This window comes from Caballeronia sp. M1242 (assembly GCF_017220215.1).
In the GTDB taxonomy this organism is placed as follows: domain Bacteria; phylum Pseudomonadota; class Gammaproteobacteria; order Burkholderiales; family Burkholderiaceae; genus Caballeronia.
Genome location: NZ_CP071132.1, coordinates 49,087 through 68,746 on the forward strand (window position 1 = coordinate 49,087; position 19,660 = coordinate 68,746).

General features: G+C 65.2%; 16 protein-coding genes. 9 read left to right on the forward strand and 7 right to left on the reverse strand.

The annotated features are described in order from the left end of the window. The first annotated feature begins 149 nt into the window (after window positions 1-149). Complete coding sequence (locus JYK05_RS23825) at window positions 150-923, forward strand: DeoR/GlpR family DNA-binding transcription regulator (RefSeq protein WP_206470758.1); 774 nt, start codon at window positions 150-152, stop codon at window positions 921-923. A 16-nt stretch (window positions 924-939) separates the two neighbouring features. Here the strand turns inward: JYK05_RS23825 and JYK05_RS23830 are convergent, their stop codons facing one another. Both JYK05_RS23830 and JYK05_RS23835 read right to left on the reverse strand, forming a co-directional pair. Then, complete coding sequence (locus tag JYK05_RS23830) at window positions 940-3,462, reverse strand: PAS domain S-box protein (protein WP_241270123.1); 2,523 nt, start codon at window positions 3,460-3,462, stop codon at window positions 940-942. A 216-nt stretch (window positions 3,463-3,678) separates the two neighbouring features. Then, on the reverse strand, window positions 3,679-4,617 hold the full coding sequence (locus JYK05_RS23835) for a LysR family transcriptional regulator (RefSeq protein ID WP_206470759.1): 939 nt from the start codon (window positions 4,615-4,617) through the stop codon (window positions 3,679-3,681). A gap of 113 nt (window positions 4,618-4,730) precedes the next feature. Between JYK05_RS23835 and JYK05_RS23840 the strand changes: the two genes are divergently transcribed. The 5 genes from JYK05_RS23840 (at window position 4,731) to JYK05_RS23860 (ending at window position 8,335) form a co-directional block, all read left to right on the forward strand. After that, entirely contained in the window at window positions 4,731-5,870 is a 1,140-nt protein-coding gene (locus JYK05_RS23840) for an iron-containing alcohol dehydrogenase (RefSeq protein WP_206470760.1), read from the forward strand. A 105-nt stretch (window positions 5,871-5,975) separates the two neighbouring features. After that, window positions 5,976-6,179 carry a hypothetical protein gene (locus JYK05_RS23845; protein ID WP_206470761.1) on the forward strand — a complete coding sequence of 68 codons (204 nt, stop codon included), beginning with the start codon at window positions 5,976-5,978 and terminating at the stop codon, window positions 6,177-6,179. A 139-nt stretch (window positions 6,180-6,318) separates the two neighbouring features. Beyond that, the gene (locus tag JYK05_RS23850; RefSeq protein ID WP_206470762.1) at window positions 6,319-7,200 is read left to right on the forward strand and encodes an urea transporter; all 882 of its coding nucleotides are present in this window, start codon (window positions 6,319-6,321) and stop codon (window positions 7,198-7,200) included. A 149-nt stretch (window positions 7,201-7,349) separates the two neighbouring features. Continuing rightward, window positions 7,350-8,126: a class II aldolase/adducin family protein gene (locus JYK05_RS23855; protein WP_206470763.1), complete on the forward strand. Its 777-nt coding sequence runs from the start codon at window positions 7,350-7,352 to the stop codon at window positions 8,124-8,126. Then, a complete protein-coding gene (locus JYK05_RS23860) occupies window positions 8,072-8,335 on the forward strand; it encodes a 4-oxalocrotonate tautomerase (RefSeq protein ID WP_241270124.1) in 264 nt (87 codons plus the stop codon). The genes JYK05_RS23855 and JYK05_RS23860 overlap by 55 nt, the downstream gene beginning before the upstream one ends. A gap of 51 nt (window positions 8,336-8,386) precedes the next feature. On the opposite strand, the gene JYK05_RS23865 is transcribed toward JYK05_RS23860, so the two are convergent. The 4 genes from JYK05_RS23865 to JYK05_RS23880 form a co-directional block, all read right to left on the reverse strand. Continuing rightward, window positions 8,387-10,561 carry a malate synthase G gene (locus tag JYK05_RS23865; protein ID WP_206470764.1) on the reverse strand — a complete coding sequence of 725 codons (2,175 nt, stop codon included), beginning with the start codon at window positions 10,559-10,561 and terminating at the stop codon, window positions 8,387-8,389. A gap of 189 nt (window positions 10,562-10,750) precedes the next feature. Next, window positions 10,751-12,988 carry a xanthine dehydrogenase family protein molybdopterin-binding subunit gene (locus JYK05_RS23870; RefSeq protein ID WP_206470765.1) on the reverse strand — a complete coding sequence of 746 codons (2,238 nt, stop codon included), beginning with the start codon at window positions 12,986-12,988 and terminating at the stop codon, window positions 10,751-10,753. Between the two features lie 41 nt (window positions 12,989-13,029). Beyond that, window positions 13,030-14,034, reverse strand: a complete 1,005-nt coding sequence (locus tag JYK05_RS23875) for a xanthine dehydrogenase family protein subunit M (protein WP_206470766.1) — start codon at window positions 14,032-14,034, stop codon at window positions 13,030-13,032. A 10-nt stretch (window positions 14,035-14,044) separates the two neighbouring features. After that, window positions 14,045-14,608, reverse strand: a complete 564-nt coding sequence (locus JYK05_RS23880; protein ID WP_371826490.1) for a (2Fe-2S)-binding protein — start codon at window positions 14,606-14,608, stop codon at window positions 14,045-14,047. A 422-nt stretch (window positions 14,609-15,030) separates the two neighbouring features. Between JYK05_RS23880 and JYK05_RS23885 the strand changes: the two genes are divergently transcribed. After that, window positions 15,031-15,717: a nitroreductase gene (locus JYK05_RS23885; RefSeq protein WP_206470767.1), complete on the forward strand. Its 687-nt coding sequence runs from the start codon at window positions 15,031-15,033 to the stop codon at window positions 15,715-15,717. 231 nt (window positions 15,718-15,948) lie between these two features. Here JYK05_RS23885 and JYK05_RS23890 read toward each other — a convergent pair whose 3' ends face one another. After that, window positions 15,949-17,265, reverse strand: coding sequence for an MFS transporter (locus JYK05_RS23890; RefSeq protein WP_175945591.1), 1,317 nt, complete (start codon window positions 17,263-17,265; stop codon window positions 15,949-15,951). A gap of 208 nt (window positions 17,266-17,473) precedes the next feature. Between JYK05_RS23890 and JYK05_RS23895 the strand changes: the two genes are divergently transcribed. Then, the gene (locus JYK05_RS23895; RefSeq protein WP_206470768.1) at window positions 17,474-18,370 is read left to right on the forward strand and encodes a LysR substrate-binding domain-containing protein; all 897 of its coding nucleotides are present in this window, start codon (window positions 17,474-17,476) and stop codon (window positions 18,368-18,370) included. 94 nt (window positions 18,371-18,464) lie between these two features. Then, window positions 18,465-19,658: a M20 aminoacylase family protein gene (locus JYK05_RS23900; protein ID WP_206470769.1), complete on the forward strand. Its 1,194-nt coding sequence runs from the start codon at window positions 18,465-18,467 to the stop codon at window positions 19,656-19,658. Window positions 19,659-19,660: the final 2 nt, after the last annotated feature.

Genomic DNA, 19,660 nt, shown 5'->3' on the forward strand with positions numbered 1-19,660 from the left:
GATTAATGATCGGACCGATCAAAACTGGCAGCGTGCGCTTGTGAGATGTCGGTCAGCATTGCACGAGCCCGAAAGCGCCGCCCGATTCGCTAAACTTGCGGTCCGCCGCACGCGGCACGCGTCATCACGCTCAATCGAACAGGAACCGCATGAAAGTCGAGAAACGCCGCGAAGCCATGTTGAAGGCCGTGCTGTCCGGCATGAACGATGTGGCCGCGCTGTGCGAGCACTTCGGCATGTCCGAGGCGACGGTGCGGCGCGACCTGCGCGCGCTCGCCGAGGAACGCCGCATCGTGCGCACGTACGGCGGCGCGGCGTCGGTCGGCGTGCACGAGCCGGAGGAATCGCTCGATACCCGGCGGGGGAGTTTTCGGGAACAGAAGGAAGCCATCGCGCGGGCGGCGGCGCGGCATGTGCAGGACGGCGACACGCTTTTTCTCGACGGCGGCACGACGACCGCCGCGCTCGCGCGCTGCCTCGCGGGGCGCAAGGACATTCAGGTCGTGACGAACAATCTGCTGGCGGTGAGCGCGCTCGCGTCGGCGGACGTGCGCGTGACGCTGATCGGCGGCGACGTGCGGCCTTCCAGCATGAGCACGCTCGGACCTATCGCGCAGCTTGCGCTCTCGCGCGTGACGTATGACCTGGCTTTTCTCGGCGCGGACGGCGTGGTGGCGGGCCGCGGCCTCTGCGAAGCCACGGCGGAGCAGGCGTTTCTGAAGGAGTGCATCGTCGCGCAGGCGGCGAGCGTGTTCGTGCTCGTCACGTCCGACAAGCTCGGGCGCGCCAGCCAGCAGCACTGGACGCCGCTCGAACGCGAGTGGACGCTCATCACCGATTCGCTGGCCGACCCGGCCGCCGCGAGTCTCTTCACGGAGCGCGGGAACGTGACCGTCGAGCGCGCGGAGAGCGAAGCGCGCTAGCGGCCCGCTTCCGCTTTCATTTGGCGGCGAGCGCGAGCACCGCTTCCACTTCGTCGAGATCCACGGGCTTGACGAGATGCGCATCGAAGCCGGCGGCGCGCGTGCGGGCGATGTCTTCGTCCGATCCGAGTCCGGTCATCGCGGCGACGATCACATGCTTGCCGCCGTCGCTGCTCGCCTGCTCGCGGATGCCGCGAATCACATCGAAGCCCGTGAGCCCCGGCATCGACAGGTCCAGCAGCACGACCTGCGGACGGCGCGCGCCGAACTGCTGCAACGCCTCTTCGCCGTCGTAGGCCGAGCGCGCGGTGTGACCGAGCATGTCGACGAGCAGCGTCATGCTGTCGGCGGAATCGCGATTGTCGTCCACCACGAGCACTTCCAGTTGCCGTTCCGCCGATGCCGCGGGCTCTGCCGGCGTCGCTCCGATGTCCGCGGGCGCCTGCGCGAGCGGCAGCCACAGCGTGAACGCGCTGCCCTTGCCGGTGCCGCCGCTCTTCGCCTCGACATGGCCGCCGTGCAATTCCGCGATCGCGCGCACGAGCGTCAGGCCGATGCCGAGCCCGCCTTCGTCGAGATGCGCGCCCGGCGGATGCTCCTGCACGAACAGATCGAAGACCGTGGCGAGCGCATTGGCGGAGATGCCGCGTCCCTGATCGGTCACGCGCAGCATCGCCGCGTTGCCGCGCGGGCCGACTTCGAGCGTGACCGTCGACCCGGGCGGGCTGAATTTGGATGCGTTGTTGAGCAGGTTGTTGAGCGCCTGAACGAGCCGAGTGGAATCGCCGGTCACATGCATGCGCTGGCCGCTTTCCTCGACCGCGAGGTGCTGGCCGCGCGCATCGAACAACGGCTGGCTCGCCTCGACGCTCAAATGCACGACATCCGCGATATCCACGATTTCCGTCGAGAGACGAATCTTGCCGGAGCTGACGCGGCCCGCTTCGAGCAGATCGTCGACGAGCTTCGTCAGATGCGCGAGCTGCCGGTCGACGATCAGCCGGCTGCGGTTGACATCGGGATCGTCGGACGCCTTCAGCTTCAGGATGCTGACGGCGTTGCGTATCGGCGCGAGCGGATTGCGCAACTCGTGACCGAGCAGCGCGAGGAATTCGTTCATGCGCCGGCTCGACGCTTCCAGTTCTTCGAGGCGGCGGCGCGCGGTCATGTCGCGCGTGATCGCGACGAAGTTCTGCTCGCGGCCATTGGTGGACGGCAGCGCGCTCAGAATGGCATGCGCCCAGAACGCGGTGCCGTCCTTGCGCACTCGCCAGTCTTCGTGCTCCACGCGGCCCTGGTCGCTCGCGCGGCGTAGAGTTTCGTCCGGGCGGTCGCGGCCCAGTTCGTCGGGCGGATAGAACAGCGCGAAATGCCGCCCGACCGCTTCTTCCGCCGTGTAGCCATACAGAGCGCGCGCGCCGTCGTTCCACGATTGCACGATGCCGTGCCGGTCCAGCATGCAGATCGCGTAGTCGCTGACCGAATCGATCAAAAGGCGCAGGCGCTGGTTCGCTTCGGTCGCGCGCAGGCGGTCGGTAATGTCGTGGATGAAGCACGCGAACTGGCGCTGGCCGTCGAACCAGACTTCGCTCACCGTCAGTTCGGCGGAAAATTCGGTGCCGTCGCGCCGCAAGGCCGGAAGCTCGATGCGGTTATTGATCACGCGCGCCTCGCCGGTCGCGAGATAGCGCGTGAGGCCGGCGCGATGCGCGTCGCGAAGGCGCTCGGGTACGATCATCTGCGCGAGCTCGCGGTTCAGCGCCTCTTGCGCGCGCCAGCCGAAGAGCGTTGCCGCGGCCTCGTTCCAGTCGACGACCATGCCGGCTTCGTCTATCGAGACGAACGCGACGTTTGCGTTGTCGATCACGGTGCGGCGGCGGCGCAGGGCATCGGCGAGCTTTTTCTCGTACTCCGCGCGCAGCGTCGATTCCACGCTTAAGTCCGCGCTCACGCTCGCGTTGGCCGCCACCAACTGGCGATTTTCCTGCGCCGCTTCCTCGCGCGCGATGGTCTCCGCGATGCACGCGCAGAACGCGTTCAGAATGGCGATGTCGGACTGGTCGAACTGGTCCGGCTCGCCGGAGATGAGCTTGAGCACCGCGACCGAGCGGCCTTCATAAATGACGGGCGCAACCACCATGGAAACGGCGCCGACCGCCTGACACGCCGCGCGATCCACGCGATGGTCGTTTGCGGTATTGCGGCTGATGAGCGCCTGCTGACGCGTGATGCACAGGCCCGACAGACTGCCGGCGCTCGGCAGCCGTACGCCGACATGCTGCGCGGCCGCGCCGCTGGCTGCGCAATAGACGAGCTGATCGTCTTCGATCCATTCGATGACAGCCGACGCGACCGCGGCGACTTCGCGCAAGGTGTCCGTGACTTTCTGCAGATACGCCGGCAGCGGCAGGCGCGAATGCGCGAGACTGGCGAACGTTGCGAACCACCGCTGGAAATGCGCCTGGCGTTGTTGATCGGGCTTGTGCCTCTTGTTGGATGCGGAAGCCTCGTACTGAAAGCGCATAGCTCTTTTATCCATCGATGAAGCGCGAAGGTGGCGCGCAGAAATCGGCGTATCGGTGGCAGAAAGGCCTTAATTGAAACACAAATGAATCGCAAACGTTTGCCTAAAAGGCCAGCTTTTCGTCTTACGAAAAAAGGGGCGCGGTAAGCGTTTCATGCGCGTCACGTTTAAGTAAGTTGTGCGTGAAACGCGCGGCGCGCCGGTAATTCCGTCCGTGGGCGGAACGTGCGCTCAAGCACGCACGTCGCGGCCCGCTTGCGTGATCTCTTCCATCAATAAGCGCACGCCGGGCGATAACGGCGCATCGCGTCGCGTGACCATCTCGTACGGCTCGCTCTTCGACGAAAACGCGAGCGGCAGCGTGCACACGACGCCATGCGCGGTGCAGAAGCGCGCGACGTCGATCGATACCAGCGCCACCAGCGACGGATTCTTTTGCAGCAGCGCGAGCGTCGCGAACGCAGATGTCGTTTCGAGCAGATGCGCCGGAAAGCGCAGCCCTGCATCGTGGAACTCACGTTCGAGTAGAAGGCGCATCGGCATGTTCGCGCGATACACGACCCAGCGGTGCTTGGCCAGATCCTTCAGCGCCACGCGCCGCCGCTTCGCGAGCGGATGCGCGGTGTTGGCAATGACGGCAAGCGTCTCCTGCTGCACGACCACGCTATCGTAGAGATACGGCGTCTGGCTCACGCTCGTGCGACACACGGCAACGTCGAGCCGTCCGGCGTCGATGAGACCGAGCAGCGTCGCGCTCGTGTCCTCGACGATCTCGACCGACATCTCCGGCTGACGCGCGCCGAGCGCCGTAATGGCGTCGGTGACGAGCGGCACCGCGCCCATGATGACGCCCACCGACACGCGCCCGCCGAAGCCGCGCATGATGCCGACGATCTCTTCGCGCAGATGCGCGAGGTCGGTTTGAATGAGCCGTGCATAGCGGATCACGCAATGACCGACGGCGTTGGGCTCGAGGCCCCGATGCGTGCGCACGAAAAGCGGCGTGCCGAACGTGGTTTCGATTTCATGCAGTGACTTGCTCACGCCCGGTTGCGTGAGAGCGAGTTGACTGGCCGCGCCTTGCAATGAGCCCCGTTCTTCGAGCGCGATGAGAAGACGCAGTTGCCTCAAGTGCAGCCGCGAAAGAATCGAATTGAGCGATGGCGTCATATCGCGGTTTGCCTTGACGGAAAGTTATACCCCTATCACATGCCGTCAGTATCGCGGACGCGCAGCGCTACGTATACTCAGCCGATGCGCCTATAACTTTTCCTCATCTCGCCATGCCGCTCATCAATTACATCACGCAGATCCAGTTCGACTTCGGCGCCGTGCGCCTCCTTGCCGGAGAGTGCGAACGCATCGGCATTCGACGTCCGCTCATCGTGACGGATGCGGGTATTCGCGCTGCGGGCCTGCTCGACAAGATCGTGGATGCGCTCGGTCCCACGTTCGACGCGCCGGTGTTCGACGCGACGCCGCCGAATCCCAACGAAGCCGCCGTGCGCGCGGCGGTCGAGCTGTATCGCGCGAACGGGTGCGATGGCGTGATCGCGGCGGGCGGCGGCTCGTCGATCGATCTGGCGAAGGGCGTCGCGGTCTGCGCGACGCATGAAGGACCCCTGCAGAGCTTCGCAGTGATCGAGGGCGGGCTCGCGCGCATCACGGCGGCGACCGCGCCGGTCATTGCGATTCCGACGACGGCGGGAACCGGCAGCGAAGTCGGTCGCGGCGCGATTCTGATTCTGGACGACGGCCGCAAGGTCGGCGTGATCTCGCCGCATGTGGTGCCGAAAGTCGCCATCTGCGATCCCGAGCTGACGCTCGGCCTGCCGCCGATGCTCACCGCCGCGACCGGCATGGACGCCATCGCGCATTGCCTCGAAACGTTCATGGCGCCGGCGTTCAACGCGCCCGCCGACGGCATCGCGCTCGACGGTCTGTGGCGCGCGTGGCGATACATCGAGCGGGCGACGCGCGACGGCTCCGACCGCGCCGCGCGCTGGAACATGATGAGCGCGTCGATGCAGGGCGCGCTCGCGTTCCAGAAGGGCCTCGGCTGCGTGCATAGCCTGAGCCATTCGCTCGGCGGCATCAATCCGAAGCTGCACCACGGCACGCTAAACGCCATCTTCTTGCCGGCGGTGATCGCGTTCAACCGCAGCGCGCCGTCGATGCAGGAGGAGGGCAAGCTCGACCGCATCGCGCAGGCGATGGGTCTCTCGTCCGGCGACGAAGTCGGCGACGCGATCCGCGCGATGACCGCGACGCTCGGCCTGCCGCGCGGCCTGGCGGAACTGGGCGTGACGCGCGACGTGTTTCCGCGCATCATCGCTGGCGCGATGAAGGACCACAGCCACAAGACGAACCCGCGCGAGGCGACGAGCGACGACTACGCGGCGATGCTGGAAGCGTCGATGTAACCCGCATCCGAGCCGGCGTATGGCGGATTTGCGGCGTTGCAACAGAGCACTAGGGAAAACCCCTAGACTCTGTTACAATACGCTGCAAATTCAGGAAGAAACACCATGCGCCACCGTTACGTCATTCTCGAAAAGATCGCTTTTACGTTGCTCACGCTGTCCGCAGTCGTCGATGCCAGCTACATCACCTGGGAAGAGCACCCGAACTTCCGCGAAAACGTCACGCAATTCGTCGAGATGAGTTCGCAGCTGAATTACGCGACCGCCACGGTCGACGGCTCGACCCTGATGCCGATGGCTTTCAACTAAGCGATCTCGCAGTCTCCCGCCGCTCGTAAAAGCGGCGGGCTCAAGCTCTCCTTCCCGCATACCCGCTATTCGGCCCGCCGTCGCACGGCGCGCGCCGCTTGTCCTATGCTGGCGGCTTCGTCCAACGCAGCCGCCGCGCATGTCCACCGTTCTTCGTTCCGACGCCCTTCTCGGCGGAACTATCCTCAGCTTCGCCCGCAGCATCGGGCAGATCGTGCTCCAGCGGAACGCCGCGACCGGCGCATTCGTGTTCGCAGGCGTGCTTTGCGCGAGCCCGCGCCTTGCCTGCGGCTTGTTGATCGGCGCGCTTGCGGGAACGGTCGTGACGATCATCACGGAATCTGCCGATTCCCCCGCCCTGCGCGACGACCTCTACGGTTTCAACGGCGCGCTCGCCGCGTTGGCGGCCTTCACTTTCATTCGGGACGCGTCGCAGGCGGCGGCCGTCGCGATCCTCGCGGCTGTCTCTGCGACGATGCTCGCGGGCAAGCTCGCTCGCGGCCTTTCGCGCTTCAACTTGCCGATGTTGTCGAGCCCGGCGATCATCGTCACCTGGTGCTGGATGCCGCTCCTGGCCGACCGGGGCGAAGTCGGCGCGCTGGGGCCTGTCGCCAAGAGTCTCGACGCACTGATCGAGGCCGCTTTCGCGGGACTCGCGCCCATCGTGTTCGCATCCGGCGCGCTCGCGGGCGGTTTCGTCGCCGCGGGACTGCTGGCCGCGCGGCCCGCGCGCGCTGGCTGGGCGCTCGCGGGCAGCGCGTTGGGCGCGGCGCTGCACGGACTAGGCGGCGCCGACGACGCCATATTGCTGTCGGGCGCGTGCGGCTTCAACGCGGCGCTGGTGGCGCTGGCTGCCGCGCCGCTCGGCGCGCGGTATGCGTTCATCGGCATTGCGATGGCGGTGGTGATCGAGCGTATCGCGGATAGCGCGGGCATCGCTGCGCTGACCGCGCCGTTCGTGCTCGCGTCGTGGACGGTGATTGCGCTCGCGCGGGCGTCGCGGAAAGACTGTGTCCTATAAGGTCGGCTCGGGCGTCAAGCCTTGAGTACGGTGGAACGCGGACTCGGCGCGTCGCGTGGCATCGAACTACAGCACGGCGTCGGGCCAGTGTTAACGATGAGGTCAGGACGATTCGCTAACGCGCCAACCCCGGCCCACAGGAGACTCCTATGTCATTCACTCACACCCCCGAGCGCCGTATCGACGAAAACGCGCCCCGTTCCGCCGCCGAAGCCGCCACGCGCGTCGAGTTGGCCGCCGCGTATCGGCTCGTCGCGCTGAACGGCTGGGACGACGTCGTCTATACGCATATTTCCGCGAGCGTGCCGGGCGAGCCGGGTCGCTTTCTGATCAATCCGTTCGGGCTCGCGTTCGACGAAGTCACCGCGTCCAACCTCGTGAAGATCGACATCGATGGCAACGTGATCGGCGAAAGCGCGCACAGCGTCAACGCCACCGGCTTCGCGCTGCACGCCGCCGTGCATGCCGCGCGCGCCGACGCCGCGTGCGTGATGCATCTGCATGTGCGCGAAGCCATCGCGGTATCGACGCAGCCGCATGGTCTGCTGCCTGCGTCGCAACACGCGATGCGCTTTCACGGCCATCTCGCGTATCACGATTACGAGGGCCTCGCGTTCTCGCCGGCCGAAGGCGAGCGGCTCGTCGCGAGCTTGGGCGCGCATCGGGCGATGCTATTGCGCAATCACGGGCCGCTCACGCTCGGGCGCACCGTCGCGGAAGCCTTTGTGCTCATGGATACGCTCGTGAAAGCGTGCGACATTCAATTGCGCGCGCTGGCCGGCGTCGGCAAGATGATCGTGCCGACGCCCGAGATCGTGGCGCGCACGGCGGCGCAGTTGCATGACGACGACGCCATAGAAGGCGCGCTCGAATGGCCCGCGCTCTTGCGCAAGCTAGACCGCACCGATCCGTCCTACCGCAATTGAACGTTCAAAAGGATAACGAAGCAATGCCGACTTTCAACATCCAGCTTTTCGAAGGCCGCACGGTGGAAGAGAAGCGCAAGTTCGTCGAAGCAATCACGCGAACCACGTGCGAAACGCTCGGCTGCGAGCCGGGCTCGGTGGACATCATCCTGACGGACGTGAAGCGCGAGAACTGGGCGACGGCCGGCAAGCTCTGGTCGGACCAGTAGCCCGGCCAGAGCCAACGCAGCAGCATGGCGCTGCTGCGTTGATCCAAACGCTTACGACGTCTCTTTCGCAGCCAGCCGGAACTTGTGCAGGAGCGGTTCCGTGTAGCCGTTCGGCTGCGTGCGGCCTTCGAACACGAGCGCGCACGCGGCCTTGAACGCGTACGAGCTGTCGAACGCGGGCGCCATCGGACGATAGTACGGATCGGCGTCGTTCTGCTTGTCGACCACGGCGGCCATGCGTTCCAGCGTCTGGCGCACCTGCTCTTCCGTGACGATGCCATGCCGCAGCCAGTTCGCGATGTGCTGGCTGGAAATGCGCAGCGTCGCGCGGTCTTCCATCAGGCCGACATCATGAATGTCCGGCACCTTCGAGCAGCCGACGCCCTGATCGATCCAGCGCACCACGTAGCCGAGAATGCCCTGCGCGTTGTTCTCGATCTCGTTGCGGATATCGTCTTCCGACCACGACGGATTCTCGACGACCGGAATCGTCAGGAGTCCGTCGAGAAGCCCGTTCTTCACGCTTTCGTAGTCGATGCTTTCCATTTCCTGCTGGACCTGCTGCACATCGACCTGATGGTAATGCAGCGCGTGCAGCGTCGCGGCGGTCGGCGACGGCACCCACGCGGTGTTCGCGCCCGCTTTCGGATGCGCGATCTTCTGTTCGAGCATCGCGTGCATCAGGTCCGGCATCGCCCACATGCCCTTGCCGATCTGCGCGCGCCCGCGCAGGCCTGCGTTCAGGCCGACGAGCACGTTGTTGCGTTCATAGGCGCTGATCCATGCCGACGACTTCATGTCGCCCTTGCGCATCATCGGGCCGGCTTCCATCGACGAATGCATCTCGTCGCCGGTGCGGTCCAGAAAGCCCGTGTTGATGAACGCGACCCGCGCGCTCGCCGCCGCGATACACGCCTTGAGGTTGACGCTGGTGCGCCGTTCCTCGTCCATGATGCCCATCTTGATCGTGTGACGCGGCAGGCCGAGCAGGTCCTCCACGCGCGTGAAGAGCTCGTCCGAGAACGCCACTTCGGCAGGCCCGTGCATCTTCGGCTTCACGATGTAGATGGACCCGGTGCGCGAGTTGATCTTGTTCTTGAGATCGTGCATGGCGCCGAGCGTCGTCATCACCGCATCGAGAATGCCTTCCGGCACTTCGTTGCCGTCGCGATCGAGCACGGCGGGGTTCGTCATCAGATGCCCGACGTTGCGAATGAACAGCAGCGAGCGGCCATGCAGCTTGAGCGTGGAGCCGTTCGGCGCGGTGTATTCGCGGTCCGGGTTCAGGCTGCGCGTGAAAGTCTTGCCGTTCTTCGTGACCTGCTCGGACAGTTGGCCCTGCATCAAGCCGAGCCAGTTGCGGTAAAGCTGCGTCTTGTCGGCGGCATCCACGGCCGCAACCGAATCTTCGCAGTCGATGATTGTGCTCACGGCCGCTTCGATCAGCAGGTCCTTGACGTGCGCCGCATCCGTCTTGCCGATGGGGTCGTTCGCATCGATCTGAATCTCGATATGCAGGTCGTTGTGCTTGAGCAGCACGGCGTGCGGCGCGCTGGCATCGCCCTGGAACCCCGCGAACTGTTCCGGATTCGCGAGGCTGCTCTTGCCATCACGCAAGGTCACGACGAGCTGGCCGCGCTCGACGCTGTACTTCGTGGCGTCGGCATGCGAGCCGTGCGCGAGCGGCGCGTTGTCGTCGAGGAACGCGCGCGCGTAGGCGATCACTTTCGCGCCGCGCTTCGGGTTGAACTCGGCGGTGCGCTCGGCGCCGTCGCTTTCGTCGATGGCGTCGGTGCCGTAGAGCGCGTCGTACAGGCTGCCCCAGCGCGCGTTCGCGGCGTTGAGCGCATAGCGCAGATTCGACAGCGGCACGACGAGCTGCGGGCCGGCCTGCTCGGCGATCTCACGGTCCACGTTCGCCGTGGTCGCGCGCACATGCGCGGGCGCGGGAACGATATAGCCGATCTCCTCCAGGAACTTGCGATACGCGCGCAGATCGCGCACCGGGCCGGGATGGCTGCGGTGCCAGTTATCGAGTTCGCTCTGCATGCGGTCGCGTTCGGCGAGCAACGCGCGGTTCTTCGGCGCGAGGTCGTGCACGAGTGCATCGAACCCTTGCCAGAAGGCTGCGGCATCGACGCCCGTGCCGGGAATCGCTTCTTCTTCGACGAACTGGGCGAGGCTCGATGCGACCTTCAGGCCGTGCTGTTGAATCATGTCGTTCATGGGCACTCCGGCTGATTGCTGCTTAAAAGAATAGGGGCGGGGTGGCTTATGGTAGCGCGGATCGAGGGCGGGATCGAATCTTGACCGCGCGCAAGCGATGTGCCTGCGCGGGCAGCGGTAGATTGCCGAAGAGGGATGTGAGATCAGCCCGGCCCGTCGCCGGCAACGCGCGACCGGGCCGGGCGATGACTACGCGCCGAGCAGATCCTCGATCATGACCGGCAGTTTCCGGACTCGCACGCCGGTCGCGTGATAGACCGCTCCGGTGATGGCCGCCGCGATGCCCGCCAGCCCGATCTCCGCGATACCCCGCGCGCCGAGTTCGTTGAACACCGTGTCCGGATGATCGAGGAAGGTCACATCGAGGCGGGGCGTGTCCGCATGCGTCGCGACGACGTAATCGGCCAGATTGTTGTTGACCGGCGCGCCGCTGCGCTCGTCATAGACCGTGTGCTCGAAAAGCGCCATGCCGACGCCCATCACCACCGCGCCTTCCACCTGATTGCGCGCGGCACGCGGATTCAGAATCTTGCCGCCGTCGATCACGGTGACCACGCGGCTCACGCGCAGCCGCGCCGTCTCCGGCTCCCACGTCACTTCCGCGAAATGCGCGCCGTACGAGTGAATGGACCACTTCTTCTTGAGCGGGTCGTCGAAGCCGCCTTCCGCGCTCGCGCTGCCCGACGCCGCGTGCATGCGCGCCGCCTCCAGAATGCGCGGGAACGGCACGCCGTTCTCCGGCGCTTCGTTCTTGCGATGCACGCGCGCGTGGCCGAACGCGAGTTCGTCCGCTTTCGCGCCCGCAAACGGCGAGCCCTCCGCCGCCGCTGCGCGCGAGAGCACCATCTGGATGGCGGCGCGCGTGGCGTCCATCACGGCCGGGATCACCGATGCCGTCGCCGCCGATCCGCCGGAGATCGGGCCGACGGGCAACGCGGTATCGCCGAGGCCGACTTCGATCTTGTCGAGCGCGATGCCCGTCTGCTCCGCGACGAGCTGCGCGAGGATGGTGTACGTACCGGTGCCGATGTCCTGCGTGCCGCACACCACGCGCGCCGTGCCGTCCGCGCGAAGATCGACGCTCGCTTCCGCCGAGAAGCGCAGCCCCGGCCAGCTGCACGCGCCGACGCCCCAGCCGAGCGTGAGTCCGTCGCGCTTCATCGAGCCGACTTCCGGCGTGCGCTGCGACCAGCCGAAACGTTCCGCGCCCGTCTTCAGGCATTCGACGAGATGCCGCGACGAGAACGGCAAGCCGCTGCTTTCATCGACGGTCGGTTCGTTGCGCAGGCGCAATTCGACCGGGTCCATCTTCAGCGCGATGGCGAGCTCGTCCATCGCCGATTCCAGCGCGTAGAGGCCGGGCACCGCGCCCGGGCCGCGCATCGACGTAGGCGAGCCGACGTGGCGCTTGACCGTGCCGCCCGTCACGCGCAGGTTCGCCGTGCTGTACATGTGTGGCGTGGCTTCGCCGCAGTCTTCGGTGTAGTCGTCGGCGAGCGCGCTGTGATTCAGAAAGTCGTGCTGCAAGGACACGAGCTTGCCATCCTGCGTCGCCGCGAGCCGCACGCGCTGCTGCGTCACCGGACGATGCCCCACGTTCTGGAACATCATCTTGCGGCTCACGACGAGCTTCACGGGCCGGCCGGTCAGACGCGTCGCGGCGGCGGCGAGCAGCGAATGCGGCCACATCCACAGCTTGCCGCCGAAGCCCGAGCCGAGATAGCGCGAGATCACGCGCACCTTCTCTTTCGGCACGCCGAGCATCTGCACGAGCGTCCCGCGATGATTGGACACCGCCTGACTCGTCTCGTAGAACGTATAGTCCTGGCCGTCCCACTGCGCGATGGTCGAATGCAACTCGATCGGATTATGCGTCTCGACGGGCGTGACATACGTCTCGTCGATCTTCACGGGCGCGCTGGCGAACGCGCTGTCCGGATCGCCGCGTTCGCTCGCGACCTTGGGCGCCTTGTCGGGTGTCAGCGTCGCGCTGACATCGTGCGGCGCGACCTCGTAGCCGACCTTGATCGCAGCGGCCGCCGCGCTCGCGGCTTCGAACGTGACCGCGATCACGCATGCGACGTATTGCCCGTAATAACGGATGACGTCGTCTTCGAACGGCGGGCGCTGTTCATCGACATAACCGTTCTCGAACGAGTTGCCGGGTATGCGATACAGACGCCCGATATTGCCGCGATGCAGAACGAGCTTCACGCCCGGCATCGCTTCGGCGGCGGCGAATTCGAGCGACGTGATCCTGCCGCTCGCGATGCTGCTGCAGACCGGCACGGCGTACAGCATGCCGGGCAGATCGACATCGGATGTATAAGTCGCGCGGCCGCAGACCTTGAGCGGTCCGTCGATGCGCGACTGCGGCCGTCCGATGACGCCGTTCGGTGACGGCTGAATGTCTGGCGCAGTGGACATAAGTCGGTTCCTCCATCGGGTTCAGACGGGTTCAGACGGATTCAGGACGCTTGCGTGGCGAGCTTCAGCGCATGCACGATGCAGCGCCGCGCCAGTTCCACCTTGAAGGCGTTGCCGCTTTGCGGCTTCGCGTCGGCGAGCGCGGCATCGGCGGCGCGGCGGAAGGCCGCTTCGTCGGGCGCGGCGTTCAGCAGTTCGTTTTCGGCTTCGCGCGCGCGCCACGGCTTCGTCGCGACGCCGCCCAGGCCCACGCGAACATGCCCGATGCGTCCGTCGCTCACGCCGATCACAATGGCCGCCGACGCCAGCGCGAATTCGTACGAAGCGCGGTCGCGCAACTTCAGATACAGCGAACGCGTGCCCGCGACAGGCGGCGGCAGCGTCACGTGCGTGATGAGATCGCCGGGTTCGAGCACCGTCTCGCGATCGGGCGTCGAACCCGGCAGCAGATGAAAGTCGTCGAATGCGATCGCGCGTTGGCCTCGCGCGCCTTCGACGTGAACCGTCGCTTCGAGCGCGGCGAGCGCCACGTTCATGTCCGACGGATTGCTCGCGATGCACGCTTCGCTCGTGCCGAGAATCGCCTGCGTGCGGTTGAAGCCGCCGATCGCGGAGCAGCCGGTGCCCGGCTCGCGCTTGTTGCACGGCGACGCGGTATCGCGGAAATAGACGCAGCGCGTGCGCTGCAACAGATTGCCGCCGGTCGTCGCCATGTTGCGTAGCTGAACGGATGCGCCCGACAGGACCGCCTGCGAAAGCGCCGCATAACGCTCGCGTATCAGCGGATGATGCGCGAGATCCGAATTGCGCGAGGTCGCGCCGATGCGCACGCCGCCGTCGTCCGTCGCTTCGATCTTGTCGAGCGGCAAACGGCTGATATCGACGATACGCGCGGGCTGTTCGACGTTGAGCTTCATCAGGTCGATGAGCGTCGTGCCGCCCGCGAGAAAGCGCACTTCCGCGCCTTGCTGCGCGGTATGCGCGGCCGCGCCCGCGTGGATGGCATCGGGCAGGTCGCGCGCGCGGGAAAGCTGGAACAGTTCCATGTCGCGCTCCTCAGCCTTTGTTGCCGCGCACGGACTGAATCGCCGCGACGATGTTCTGATAGGCGCCGCAACGGCACAGATTGCCGCTCATGGCTTCGCGCACGTCTTCGTCGTTCGGGCCGATGGGTTCGTCGAGCAGCGCGACTGCCGACATCAACTGGCCGGCGGTGCAATAGCCGCACTGATAGCCGTCGCATTCGACGAAAGCCGCCTGTAGCGGATGCAGCGCTTCCACTTCGCCGATGCCTTCGATGGTGGTGATCGCATCGCCGTCGTGCGCGGCAGCGAGGCACAGACACGAGTTCACGCGGCGTCCGTTGACATGCACCGTGCATGCGCCGCATTGCCCGTGATCGCAGCCTTTTTTCGTGCCGGTGAGGTGCAGATGCTCGCGCAATGCGTCGAGCAGTGTCGTGCGCGGATCGAGCGACAGCGTGATGCTGCGGCCGTTCACGGTCAGCGTGACGCTGGCGTTCGCATCGCTCGACTTGGTCGATGGCGGCGTGAGCACTTCGGCCGGCGCGGCGTGCGTGGCGGAGTCTGTTTCATGAACGCGAGGCGGCGTGCGCGGCATGATGCGCGTGGCGTTCGATTGAGGGACGGGGTGTTGCATCGAGCATTCTCCTTTTCGACCGGCGCGGTGGCGCGTCCGGTCCCATGCAAATGGTTGCGGGCAGTGGCGCGACTTGCGGCACTAAAGCGGCAGGAAGCGTCCAGACTGAAAAAGACGAAGAAGCGGCGACACATGCGGGGCGCGGCGAGCGCCCGCCAGTGCGGAGATGCGGCGCGAAACGGGTCTGCGCGTGAAGGCGTCAGGACGGTTCCGGCTTTCGATGTGATACGAGATGACACTCAGCCAGTATAGGCAGACGCGGCGGATCTTTCACGAATCGAACGGCGGGTGCGTGAAACACGGCTTACGGCGGAATGCGTGGTAGCGTTCGCGGTGTCGCTTCACTGCCTTCACTACTGCCTATTTCCGCCCGATTCCGCCCGATGAACGAAAGCCTTTCCGTCGCCGATGCCATTGCCACGCGCCGTTCGATCCGCGCGTTCTTGCCCGATCCTGTCGATCGTTCGACGCTCGAAGCGATCTTCACGCACGCTTGCCGCGCGCCTTCGGGCAGCAACATCCAGCCGTGGAAGGTCTATGTGTTGACGGGCGGCGTGAAGGCAGCGCTGTCGCAGGCGATACTCGACGTGTTCAACGATCCGGATGCCGACCGCGAGCACGAGGAAGAGTTTCCGTATTACCCGCGCACCTGGTCCTCGCCTTATCTCGAACGCCGCCGCGCGCTTGGCATCGGTCTCTATACGCTGCTCGGCCTGACACGCGAAAACAAGCAAGGCATGCATGCGCAGATGGCGCGCAACTTCGAGTTCTTCGGCGCGCCCGTGGGCGTCATCTTCACGACGGATCGCACGATGGAGCGCGGTTCGTGGCTTGACTACGGCATGTTCCTGCAAAACGTGATGTTGATGGCGCGCGCCTTCGGCCTCGATACGTGTCCGCAGGCGGCGTTCAACCGCTATCACCGCATCATTGCAGCGCACCTGAAACTGCCGGAGAACGAGACGGTGGTCTGCGGCATGAGTCTCGGCTATGCGGACTGGTCGCAGCCGGAGAATCGGTTGATAAGCGCGCGCGAGCCGCTGCACAACGTGCTGCGGTTTGTCGACTAGTCAGTGGGGCATGATGCCGCGAGCGAAGAGCGAAAGCACGAGTTCGCCTAGCGTCACGAAGATGATGAGCACGAGGATTACGGTGAGGAGACGCGTGAGCAATTGCATTGCATGGGCCCAAAAAAAACGGCCGCTTGCGCGGCCGGAAGGAGGGGTGGGTCGATCAAAAGCAGACTACGACCCGTTTCTTAATCGAGGCTTAATCAACGCAACGCAGCACGGCAATGCACCTTACCGCAGCGCATCGCTATACCGGTCCCGCAGCGGAAGAATCGTCACCAGCGCGACGGCGCTGCCAAAGATCACGTAATAGCAGATGGCGAGCGGATCGCCCGTCGTCATCGTGAGCCACTGGACGATAGCCGGCGCAAAGCCGCCGAAGATCATCACCGCGACGTTGTAGCTCACCGAGATGCCCGTCGAGCGGACGCTGGACGGCAGCAGTTCGGAGATGAACGCGGGATAGCAGCCCTGATACGCGCTGAGATAGACCATGAGCAACGCCTGGCAGCAGATGAGCGTCGGCAGGCTCGGATGCGCGGTCAGGAACGAGAAAATCGGGTACGCGGTCACGAGCGACAGCGCGAGCGCGGTAGCCATCACCTTCTTGCGCCCGAGACGGTCCGACAGTCTGCCGAAGACCGGACAGCAGACCAGATAGACCAGCGCGCCGATGGTCGAGCTAATGAGTCCGTCGGTGAGCGCCATGTGCAGCACGCGCGTCGCGTGCGTCGGCAGGTATAACAAAAAGATATACGTGCCGATGGTGCCGAACACCGTCAGTCCCAAGCCCGCCAGCACGGGCAGCCAATGCTTGGTCGCGGTATCGCGGATAGGGCTCGCGCTGAGCTCGTTCTTCTGCGCCTTCTCGACGAAGACCGGCGATTCGTCAAGTTTCGAGCGCAGATAGAGACCTACCGGCACGATCAACAGGCCGATCACGAACGGTACGCGCCAGCCCCAGCTGTTCAGATGCTCGGGACTCAGCGTGCGCGTGAGCACTGCGCCGAAGAACGAACCCGCGAGGCTCGCGGCGGCCTGCGCGACCATCTGGAAACTGCCGAAGTAACCGCGCTTGTTCGCGGGCGCGTATTCGACGAGAAACGCTGTCGCGCAACCCACTTCGCCGCCCGCGGAGAAGCCCTGGATCAAACGGCCGAGCAGCATCAGAAGCGGCGCGGCCACCCCGATGGCTGCATACGTCGGCGCGAACGCGATGATCGCGATACCGACCGCCATCAGCGAAATGGTGAGCGTGAGCGCCGACTTGCGCCCGACGCGATCGGCCACCGCGCCGAGCACGACGCCGCCGAGCGGCCGCGTGAGAAAGCCCACGCCGAAGGTCGCCCAGGTGGCGAGCAGGGAGATGGTCGGGCTGGTCGCGGGGAAGTACAGCTTCGAGATGATGACGGCGAAGAAGCCGTACACCATGAAGTCGAACCATTCGAGCGCGTTGCCGATGGTCGATACGACGATGGCTCGTCGCCCGGACAGATTGACCGCGGCGTTCTCGCCGGCGGCGTGGGAAGCAGGTAGTACGGTGCTCATCGAGTGGACTCCGTGGCTTGGGGTCGAGTGTGTGAGGTAAAGAGCGCGGTGGCTCCCGGCTTCGTGCGACGACATCCGCTTCAACCTGCTGAAACGACCACACAAGAGTACGCCTCGCTGAAATAAGAAAATATAGAATTTCTGAACTGACACTCAAGGAAACCTGATTACGGCGTCAGGTGCTTCCCTGATACGGAGCGAGATCGCCATGAGCAACATTCGCTTTTTGCGCACGTTCATCGCCGTGGCGCGCTACGGCTCGTTCGCCGCCGCCGCCGAGAAAGTCGCGCTGACGCAGGCGGCCGTCAGCATGCAGATGCAGTCGCTCGAAGACGACCTGAAACGCCCGCTGTTCGATCGCGTCGGCCGCACGAACCGGCTGACGAGCATCGGCAAGCAGGTGTTGCCGCAGGCGGAGCGGATCGTCGCGCTGTACGACAGCATGCGTCTCACCGGCCTCGACGATGAAATCGCCGGCTCGGTGTCGATAGGCGCGGTGGATTCGGCGATGGGCGCGCTCGCATCGGTGGTCACGGAGTTGAAAGGGCAGTACCCGCGGCTCGAGGTGCGGCTTTTCACCGGCAAGGCGCTCGCGCTCGCGCCGCAAGTCGAAGCCGGCGAAATCGACGCGGCGGTGATCGTCGAAATGGCGGGCAAGACGCCCGCGAGTCTAAGCTGGACGCCGCTCTATTCCGAGCCGCTCGTCGCCATCGGCTCGTCGGCGAGCGAGCGCACCAGCGCAGCGGAGTTGCTCGCGAGCGCGCCGTTTTTGCGCTTCGACCGCGCGCAACGCACCGGCGCGCTAATCGATCGCGCGCTGCGGCACAACCGGCTCGCGGTGAACGAGTTTCTCGAACTGAATTCGCTGGAAGTGATCGTCGAACTCGTGCGACAAGGCGCGGGCGTGTCGGTCGTGCCGTTGCTCGAATATGGTTCGTGGGCGAGCGATCCCGCGCTCGCCGTGCTGCCCCTCGCGAAGAAGACGCCGCGCCGCGTCGTCGGCATGCTGGAACGCAAGATTCACGACCGGCACGCTGTCATGCGCGTGGTGCAGGACAGCATTCGCGCGCGCTCGCACGTGGCAGAGACCGCGCGCAACCCATGACTTTTGCTTAAGTCACGGACAAGAAATATCAGCTTTCCCTGTGAATTACGGCCATCGACAATGCCGTATTCTTCATTCGACGCAAGAGGACAGCATGCCGATCATTCCCGAGATCGCCGAGGCGCAAGACGAACTCAAAGCTATTCGCCGCGACATCCACGCGCATCCCGAGCTTTGCTACGAAGAAGCGCGCACCGCCGATCTCGTCGCGAGCAAGCTCGAAAGCTGGGATATCGAAGTGACGCGCGGGCTCGGCAAGACGGGCGTGGTCGGCGTGTTGAGAAAGGGCACGAGCCCGCGCGCGATCGGTCTGCGCGCGGATATGGACGCGTTGCCGATTCCCGAACTCAACACGTTCGCGCATGCGTCGAAGCACGAGAACAAGATGCACGCCTGCGGCCACGACGGCCACACCGCGATGCTGCTCGGCGCGGCGCGCTATCTGGCGAAGCATCGCGACTTCGACGGCACCGTGGTCTTCATCTTCCAGCCTGCGGAAGAAGGCGGCGGCGGCGCGAAAGCGATGATCGACGATGGCCTCTTCAAGCAATTCCCCGTCGATGCCGTCTTTGCGCTGCACAACTGGCCCGGCATGGCCGCAGGCAACTTCGGCGCGCGTGTGGGCGCGACGCAGGCATCGAGCAACGAGTTCGAGATTCGCATCGAAGGCGTGGGCGCGCATGCCGCGATTCCGCACGATGGCATCGATCCCGTCTTCACCGCGTTGCAGATCGGCACGGGCTTGCAGAGCATCGTCACGCGCAACAAGCGGCCCATCGACGCCGCCGTGCTCTCCATCACGAAGATGGAAGCGGGCCACGCGGTGAATGCCATTCCGACGACCGCGACGCTCGCGGGCACGGTGCGCACGTTCTCCGTCGACGTGCTCGACCTGATCGAGACGCGCATGAAGGAGATCGTGACGGCAACGGCGGCGGCCTACCGATGCAAGGCCGAAGTGAACTTCGTGCGCAACTATCCGCCGACCGTGAACACGGAAGCGGAAACGCAGTTCGCGCTCGGGGTGATGCAAGAAGTCGCGGGCGCGGACCACGTGAACACGAACGTCGATCCGACGATGGGCGCGGAAGACTTCTCGTACATGCTGCTGGAGCGTCCCGGATGCTATGGATACATCGGTAACGGACTGGGCGGGCATCGCGAGCACGGGCACGGCATCGGCCCGTGCATGCTGCACAACAGCAGCTACGACTTCAACGACGAAGTCCTGACGCTCGGATCGACGTACTGGGTCAAGCTCGTCGAGAAGTACCTCGCGCGCGGCTGACG